Origin of the sequence: Pseudomonas sp. GM24 (genome assembly GCF_000282235.1) — a bacterium.
GTDB lineage: Bacteria > Pseudomonadota > Gammaproteobacteria > Pseudomonadales > Pseudomonadaceae > Aquipseudomonas.
This window is the reverse complement of record NZ_AKJR01000161.1, coordinates 1-7,766: the sequence shown is the minus strand read 5'-3', so window position 1 is coordinate 7,766 and position 7,766 is coordinate 1. Positions and strand designations below refer to the sequence as shown.

Below are 7,766 nucleotides of genomic sequence, written 5' to 3'. Positions count from 1 at the left end.
ATGCCGCCAGACACCTCGGTAAGCCCCCTCTCCCTCTGGGAGAGGGCTGGGGTCGCTGTTGAGGTTCAGGTACGAAACCGTCTGACCAACCCATCCAGCTCATTCGACAACCCCGCCAGACTCTGCGAATCCAGACGCGCCGAGTTGGCCAGTTCTGCCACCAACTGCGCATCCCCGTGAATCTGGCTGATATGCCGGTTAATGTCCTCCGCCACTTGGTGTTGCTCTTCAGCGGCGGTGGCGATCTGCGTGTTCATGTCGCGGATCACGTCCACCGACTCGCGGATCTGCCCGAAACTCTCGCGCGCCTCGCCGATACGCGTCACTGACTGCTGCGAGACCTGCAGGCTGGCGTGCATCTGCTGCGTGACCTGACTGGTGCGCTTGGCCAGATTGCCGAGCAGGCCATCAATCTCTGCCGTCGAATCCGCGGTGCGTTTGGCCAGTGCGCGCACTTCATCGGCGACCACGGCAAAACCGCGGCCCTGTTCACCGGCACGCGCCGCTTCGATGGCGGCGTTGAGCGCCAGCAGGTTGGTCTGTTCGGCGATGGAACGGATGGTGCCGAGGATCGACTGGATATCGTTGCTGTCGCGCTCCAGTTGCTGCATCGACTGCGCCGATTGCTCCAGCTCCTGGCTCAGTTGGTCGACGCTGTGCACCGCCGCATCAATCTGCTGCTGGCCTTGACGAGCCTGACGCTGGCCGCTGTCCGCCGAGTCCGCCGCCTGACTGCACGAGCGCGCGACTTCGTTGGCGGTGGCGACCATTTCGTGGAAGGCGGTCGAGACCATGTCGACGGCTTCACGCTGCCGCCCGGCCGCTTCGGCCATGTCGCTCGACACGCGGGTCGAGCTCTGCGAGGTCGCGAGGATTTTCCCGGCGGCGCCGCCGATGTGCTGAATCAGGCTGCGGATCGCGGTGAGGAACTGATTGAACCAGTTGGCCAGTTGCGCGGTTTCGTCGTTGCCCCGAATGTCGAGGTTTTTGGTCAGGTCGCCTTCGCCCTGCGCGATGCCTTCCAGACCGCTGGCGACGCTGCGGATCGGACGCACGATCAGGCTGGCGAAACTGGCGCCGACCACGGCGAACAGCACGGCCAGCACGGCAGCGATGATCGCGATCAGCCAAGTCAGTTGCGTGGCCGAGCTCATCACATCGCTCTGCTTGATCAGGCCAACGAAGGTCCAGCCCAATTGCTCCGACGGCCAGACGTTGGCCATGTAGCGCTCGCCATTAAGCTCGACTTCCACCAGGCCTTTGCCGGCCTTGGCCAGTTGCGCATAGCCTTCGCCGAGGCTGTCCAGCGGCTTGAAATTGTGTTCCGGCTGTTTCGGGTCGACCAGCACCGTGCCGCTGTTTTCCAGGAGCATCAGGTAGCCGGTTTCGCCCAGCTTGATCTGTTTGACGATCTCGGTGAGCTGCTTGAGCGTCACGTCGATGCTGACCACGCCGCCGTTGCTGCCGAGTTTGTTGTCGATGGTGCGCACGGTGCTGACGTAGGTCGCATCGTCCTGCGCCCAGTAATAAGCGGCGGTACGCAACGGCTTGCCCGGTTTGGCCTGGGCAGCCTTGTACCACGGCCGCTGACGCGGGTCGTAGTTGTTGAGCTTGGGATCGTCCGGCCACGACACGTAACCACCGGCAGCGGTGCCGACGATGGCGTAGGCGTAAGCCGGGTGAGCGTTGCCCAGGTCCTGGAGGAACGCGAAGACCTTTTTGTCCATCTCGCCCTGTGGGATGGATTCGGCGTTGGCGCCCATGTAGGTCTTGAGGCTGTCGTCGGTGTTTTTGATCAGCGGTTGCGACGCCAGGTAATCGACGTTCTGGCTGATGCCATCAAAAAACAGCTGCATGGCATTGCTGACCTGACGGATCTCGCGACCGCTGCTGTCGACAAAGCTGTCCCGGGCATCGCTGCGCAGGTTCATCACCACCAGCGTTGCGACCAGCACCACCGGCAAGCAGGCGATGATTGCAAACGCCCACGTCAATTTCTGTTTGATGTTCATCCGCGCTCCAGATTTTCTTGTAGGCCCACGCAGTGCAGATGACTTGTGGTTTATTGGCAGCCGAAAACGTTATGGATCACCCGTTGCCCTGAGTGCGGCATCGCTGATTATTGTGGAACGATTGTCGGACAAATCCCTCTGTCATTGAGGACTTCGGCTGCGAAACAGGGAAATTGAGGCGACTTTGCAAAAATCTTCCGAAGGGGGCATCAGCCAAATGTCAGATTCTGTCGCAAATGCCCTTGAAGACATGTACCAACAAGTACAACAGGCTCGGCTATGATTCTCGACGGTCGATGCGCGAACGCAGAGTTGGCCCTGTTTAATCCGGCACAGTGTGTGCATTCTCAACGTTCACAGGTCGGCAACCCCTCCCCGTGATGCGAGGATTGCCGTATAACGAGTGACATTCGCGTGTTTGGTAATAAAGGACCCACAATAAAAGCTGATGAAGACTCCAAAACGCATTGAACCCCTGATCGAGGACGGTCTGGTCGACGAAGTGCTGCGCCCACTGATGAGTGGTAAAGAAGCAGCTGTTTATGTGGTGCGCTGCGGCAATCAGTTACGTTGCGCAAAGGTCTACAAGGAGGCGAACAAACGCAGTTTCCGCCAGGCGGCCGAGTATCAGGAAGGCCGCAAGGTTCGTAATAGCCGACAGGCTCGGGCGATGGCCAAGGGCTCCAAGTTCGGTCGCAAAGAAACCGAAGATGCCTGGCAGAACGCCGAAGTGGCGGCGCTGTTTCGTCTGGCCGGTGCCGGCGTGCGGGTGCCCAAGCCGTATGACTTCCTCGACGGCGTGCTGTTGATGGAGTTGGTGGCCGACGAATTCGGCGATGCCGCGCCGCGTCTGAACGACGTGGTGCTGGAGCCGGATCAGGCGCGCGAGTATCACGCGTTCCTGATCTCGCAGATCGTGCTGATGTTGTGTACCGGTCTGGTGCACGGTGACCTCTCGGAGTTCAACGTGCTGCTGACGCCGACCGGTCCGGTCATCATCGACCTGCCGCAAGCCGTCGACGCTGCCGGCAACAACCATGCGTTCAGCATGCTGGAGCGCGATGTCGGCAACATGGCTTCGTACTTCGGTCGCTTTGCGCCGGAATTGAAACTGACCAAGTACGCCAAGGAAATGTGGGCGTTGTACGAAGCCGGCACCTTGCACCCGAACAGTGTGCTGACCGGTGAGTTCGATGATCCGGAAGACCTGGCCGATGTGGGCGGGGTATTGCGCGAGATCGAAGCGGCGCGCCTCGACGAGGAACGCAAGCAGGCCATCCGCGCAGCGGACGACGAGCCGAAAGGCAAGTCCGACGAACCACCGCCGCCACCGTGGATGCAGTGATCGCTTGATGAGAAACCCGGCTTCGGCCGGGTTTTTTGTTTGAATCAGAATCCCTAGAAGCCCCTCACCCCAACCCTCTCCCAGAGGGAAAGGGTCCGACCGAGGTGTCTTGCGTCATACATCGACCTGAAACACCGGGTCGATTACGGATTGGACGAGGTCAGCATTTGGACCTGTTTGGATTCGGTAAAGAAATTTCAGGTCGGCGTATCTCCACAGCATCCCCCAATCAGTCCCCTCTCCCCCTGGGAGAGGGTTAGGGTGAGGGCCCTTTCGGGTTAGGGTGAGGGCCCTTTCGGATCAACGCAATTTCGCGTCTACTGTCCACCGCTCCAGCCACACTCAAGGACTGAATGTGACCACCCCGCGCAACACCCACCTGATCGTCACCGCCCGACTGATCTCCGATTTCGGCGCCTTCCTCAACATGGTCGCGCTGGCCACCTACGTCTACCTGCTGAGCAACAGCGCCATGAGCGTCGGGATTTTCCTCGCCAGCCGCGTGGGTGGGGGGATCTTTGCCAGTTTGATCGGCACTGCGTTTTACCGGCGATGCAGCGGACGCGCGCCACTGATCGCGTTCGATCTGCTGCGCGCCAGTGTGCTGGGTCTTTTATTGATTGTGCCTGTCAGCCAGCAAGCCATGCTGTTGCCGGTGATTGCCTTCGGTCTGGGACTGGGCAACTCGATGTTCGCCATCGGCCTCAACAGCCAGTTGCCGCGTCTGATCCCTGCTGATCAACTGCTCAAGGCCAACGCCTGGATCACCTCGGCCTCATCTGCCGCGATGGTCGGTGGCAGTCTGGTATCGGGTTTGCTGGTGGCGGGTTTTGGTTTTGAAACGGTGTTCGCATTGAATGCACTGACCTATTTGCTGGCAGCATTGTTGATCGTGCCGCTGCGTTTCGAACCTGCAACAGCCAACGAGGAAACCGAACGCAGCGAATGGTCAGCCCTCAAACAGGGCTTGCGTGCTGCGCCGGTGGTTGCTGCGATGCTTGCGGTGACCATGGCCGACACCCTGGGCAGCGCCGCGCACAACGTTGGCTTTCCGATCATTTCCAAACTGCTCACGCCAGAGTCGGCGAGTACCACGCTGGGGCTGATGCTGGCGGTGTGGGCCAGCGGCAAACTGCTGGGTGCGCGAATCGCCAGTCGTCTGAAGGGTTCGGACAACATTGACCTCGAGCGACGGTTTTTCTTCGGCGTGGCGCTGATGTCCTGCGGCTTTATCCTGATGTTCCAGCAACACAGCCTCTACGGCCTGCTGCTGTTTTCATTGCCGGCGGGACTGGGTGACGGCTTTTCCGAAGTCGGGCTGATGTCGCGTCTGCAACGCGAACCCGAGCAGTTACGCCTGCCGATTTTCAGCGTGCTGACTTTGCTGCAGATGACCGGGTTCGGCATCGGCATGCTCATCGCCGCGCCGTTCTACGCGTGGTGGACGCCGGGTGCCGTGGTCATGCTGTTCCACGGCATTCCCCTCGGCACATTGCTCATGGTGAAACTGTTGGCGCTCAAGCGCGGGCGGGTTGCGCGCAGCAGCCCGACGCCAGCTCCTTGAGAATCGGGCAGTCGGGACGGTGGTCGCCGTTGCAGTGCTCGACGAGGTCTTGCAGGGTGTCACGCAACTCGCCAAGTTCGCGAATCTTCTGATTCAACTCGTCGATGTGCTGGCGCGCCAACGCCTTCACATCAGCGCTGGCGCGTTGGCGATCCTGCCACAGGGTCAGCAGTTTGCCGACTTCTTCCAGGGAAAAGCCCAAGTCCCGCGAGCGCTTGATGAATGCCAGCGTGTGCAGGTCATCGTCACCGTAGAGCCGATAACCGCTGTCGGTGCGATGCGCCGCTTTGAGCAGGCCGATCGACTCGTAATAACGGATCATTTTCGCGCTGAGGCCACTGTGTTTGGCCGCTTGACCGATGTTCATCGGTGCTCCTCCAGGTCCTTGGGTTTCCAGGTTTTCAACAGTAGCGCATTGCTCACCACGCTGACGCTCGACAGCGCCATCGCCGCACCGGCCAGCACCGGATTGAGGAAGCCGAACGCCGCCAGCGGAATACCGATCAGGTTGTAGACGAAGGCCCAGAACAGGTTCTGGCGGATCTTCGCATAGGTCTTGCGGCTGATCTCCAGCGCCGCTGGCACCAAGCGTGGATCGCCGCGCATCAGGGTGATGCCCGCCGCGTGCATGGCCACGTCGGTGCCGCCGCCCATGGCGATACCAATGTCGGCAGCGGCGAGGGCCGGCGCGTCGTTGATGCCGTCACCGACCATGGCGACCACGCCGGTTTTTTTCAGCTCAGTGACGGTGGCGGCTTTGTCCGCTGGCAGCACTTCAGCGTGGACATTGCTGATGCCCAGGGCCTCGGCGACGACGCGAGCGCTGCCACGGTTGTCGCCGGTCAGCAGATGGCTGTGGATATTTCGCGCGGCCAGTTGTTGTACGGCTTCCAGTGCACCGGGTTTCAAAGTGTCACCGAAGGCGAACAAGCCGAGTACTTGCGGTTCAGGACTTTGTTCGATTAACCACGACAGGGTGCGGCCCTCGGCCTCCCATGCCTGGGCAGATTCGCTCAGGTTGCCCGCGCTCAAATCACTTTCTTCGAGCATCCGCCGATTGCCCAGCGCCAGGCGCCGGCCGTCGAGATTGCCGGCGATGCCGCGACCGGTCAGCGACTGGCTGTCGCTGACCTCGGGCACCGTCAGGCCGCGCTCGGCGGCTGCATCCAGCACGGCTTTGGCCAGTGGGTGTTCGCTGCCGCGTTGCAGAGCGCCGGCCAGTGTCAGCAGGTTGTTTTCGTCACCGTCGATGGCGCTGAAGTGGGCGATACGCGGTGTGCCGGAGGTCAGCGTACCGGTCTTGTCGAAGACCACGCTGCTGACTTCATGGGCGCGCTCCAGCGCTTCGGCATCCTTGATCAGAATGCCGTGACGCGCTGCTACACCGGTGCCGGCCATGATCGCCGTCGGCGTGGCAAGGCCCAGTGCACATGGGCAAGCGATGACCAGCACCGCGACAGCATTGATCAGTGCCGTTTCCATTGGCGCACCGTAGAGCCACCAGCCGATCAGCGTAGCGAGGGCAATCAGCAACACCGTCGGCACGAAGATCTGGCTGACTTTATCCACCAGTTTCTGAATCGGTGCCTTGGCCGCTTGGGCGTCTTCCACCAGACGAATAATCCGCGCCAGTACGGTTTCCGCGCCGAGTGCCTGAGTGCGCACCAGCAAGCGACCTTCACCGTTGATCGCGCCACCGGTGACTTTGTCGCCCGGTTGTTTCGGTACCGGCAGGCTTTCGCCACTGATCAGTGCTTCATCAGCGTGGCTCTGGCCTTCGATGACTTCGCCGTCGACCGGGAAACGCTCGCCGGGTTTGACCAGCACCAGATCGCCCAGGCGCAGGGCGCTGATAGCGACATCCTGCTCGCGGCCTTCGATCACTTGAATCGCCCGCTCCGGACGCAACGCTTCGAGGGCGCGGATGGCGCTGGCAGTCTGGCGTTTGGCGCGGCTCTCGAGATATTTACCGAGCAGCACCAAGGCAATGACCACCGCCGATGCTTCGAAATACAGGTGCGGCATGCGCCCGGCAGCGGTGGCCCATTCATAAAGACTCAGACCGTAGCCGGCGCTGGTGCCGAGGGCGACCAGCAAGTCCATGTTGCCAGCACCAGCGCGAACGGCTTTCCACGCGGCGACGTAAAAGCGCGCACCAAAAATGAACTGCACCGGCGTGGCGAGGGCGAATTGCGCCCAAGCCGGGAGCATCCAGTGAATGCCGAACGGTTGCAGCAACATCGGCGCCACCAGCGGCAGGGCGAGGGCGATCGCGCAGATCAGCGCCCAGCGTTCATGTTTCAGCCGCTGCTGTTGGATATCGGTTTGCGGGTGATCAGCTTGCCAGACGCTGGCCGAGTATCCGGCCTTGCTCACCGCGTCGAGCAGACTTTGCGGATCGACCTGGCCAAGTAGTTCGAGGTGCGCACGTTCGTTGGCCAGGTTGACGCTGACGCCTTTCACGCCGTGGACTTTGTTCAGCGCACGCTCGACGCGACCGACGCAGGAGGCGCAGGTCATGCCTTCGATGTTCAGTTCCAGGGTTTGCTGCGGGACGCTGTAACCGGCGCGTTCAACCGCCTCCATCAAGGCCGGCAGGCTGTCGCCGGGTGCCTGCACGCGGGCCTGCTCGGTGGCGAGGTTGACGCTGACGGCACTGGCGCCGCTGACTTTACTCAATGCCCGCTCGACACGCCCGGCGCAACTGGCGCAGGTCATGCCGGCAATCGGCAGATCGAAAGTGATGGAATCGGACATCGGTCGTACTCCCTGTAGTAGATGCCTACAAGGATCAACCTTGCCATGCGGGCAAGGTCAAGCGCCAATCTCAAATGCAAAAGATCGC

General features: G+C 61.3%; 5 protein-coding genes and 1 pseudogene. 2 read left to right on the top strand and 4 right to left on the bottom strand.

The genetic code is table 11. The features are described from left to right. Positions 1 to 65: 65 nt before the first annotated feature. On the bottom strand, positions 66 to 794 hold the full coding sequence (locus PMI23_RS30320; RefSeq protein WP_394505892.1) for a methyl-accepting chemotaxis protein: 729 nt from the start codon (positions 792 to 794) through the stop codon (positions 66 to 68). 129 nt (positions 795 to 923) lie between these two features. Beyond that, positions 924 to 1,931 (bottom strand): annotated as a pseudogene (locus tag PMI23_RS30315) (cache domain-containing protein); the annotation flags it as partial. A 529-nt stretch (positions 1,932 to 2,460) separates the two neighbouring features. On the opposite strand from PMI23_RS30315, the gene PMI23_RS18275 reads away from it, so the two are divergent. Beyond that, positions 2,461 to 3,357, top strand: coding sequence for a PA4780 family RIO1-like protein kinase (locus PMI23_RS18275; RefSeq protein WP_007914672.1), 897 nt, complete (start codon positions 2,461 to 2,463; stop codon positions 3,355 to 3,357). Between the two features lie 355 nt (positions 3,358 to 3,712). Next, the gene (locus PMI23_RS18270; protein ID WP_007914674.1) at positions 3,713 to 4,921 is read left to right on the top strand and encodes an MFS transporter; all 1,209 of its coding nucleotides are present in this window, start codon (positions 3,713 to 3,715) and stop codon (positions 4,919 to 4,921) included. On the opposite strand, the gene cueR is transcribed toward PMI23_RS18270, so the two are convergent. Both cueR and cueA read right to left on the bottom strand, forming a co-directional pair. Further along, on the bottom strand, positions 4,875 to 5,288 hold the full coding sequence (gene cueR, locus PMI23_RS18265; protein WP_007914676.1) for a Cu(I)-responsive transcriptional regulator: 414 nt from the start codon (positions 5,286 to 5,288) through the stop codon (positions 4,875 to 4,877). The genes PMI23_RS18270 and cueR overlap by 47 nt on opposite strands. Next, positions 5,285 to 7,678: a copper resistance metal-translocating P1-type ATPase CueA gene (gene cueA / locus PMI23_RS18260; RefSeq protein ID WP_007914679.1), complete on the bottom strand. Its 2,394-nt coding sequence runs from the start codon at positions 7,676 to 7,678 to the stop codon at positions 5,285 to 5,287. The genes cueR and cueA overlap by 4 nt, the downstream gene beginning before the upstream one ends. Positions 7,679 to 7,766: the final 88 nt, after the last annotated feature.

Bases quoted from the DNA above. Each gene is read 5' to 3' on its own strand.
- PMI23_RS18275 (WP_007914672.1), top strand. From the start codon at position 2,461: ATGAAGACTCCAAAACGCATTGAACCCCTGATCGAGGACGGTCTGGTC.
- cueA (WP_007914679.1), bottom strand. From the start codon at position 7,678: ATGTCCGATTCCATCACTTTCGATCTGCCGATTGCCGGCATGACCTGC.
- cueR (WP_007914676.1), bottom strand. From the start codon at position 5,288: ATGAACATCGGTCAAGCGGCCAAACACAGTGGCCTCAGCGCGAAAATG.
- PMI23_RS30320 (WP_394505892.1), bottom strand. From the start codon at position 794: ATGGTCTCGACCGCCTTCCACGAAATGGTCGCCACCGCCAACGAAGTC.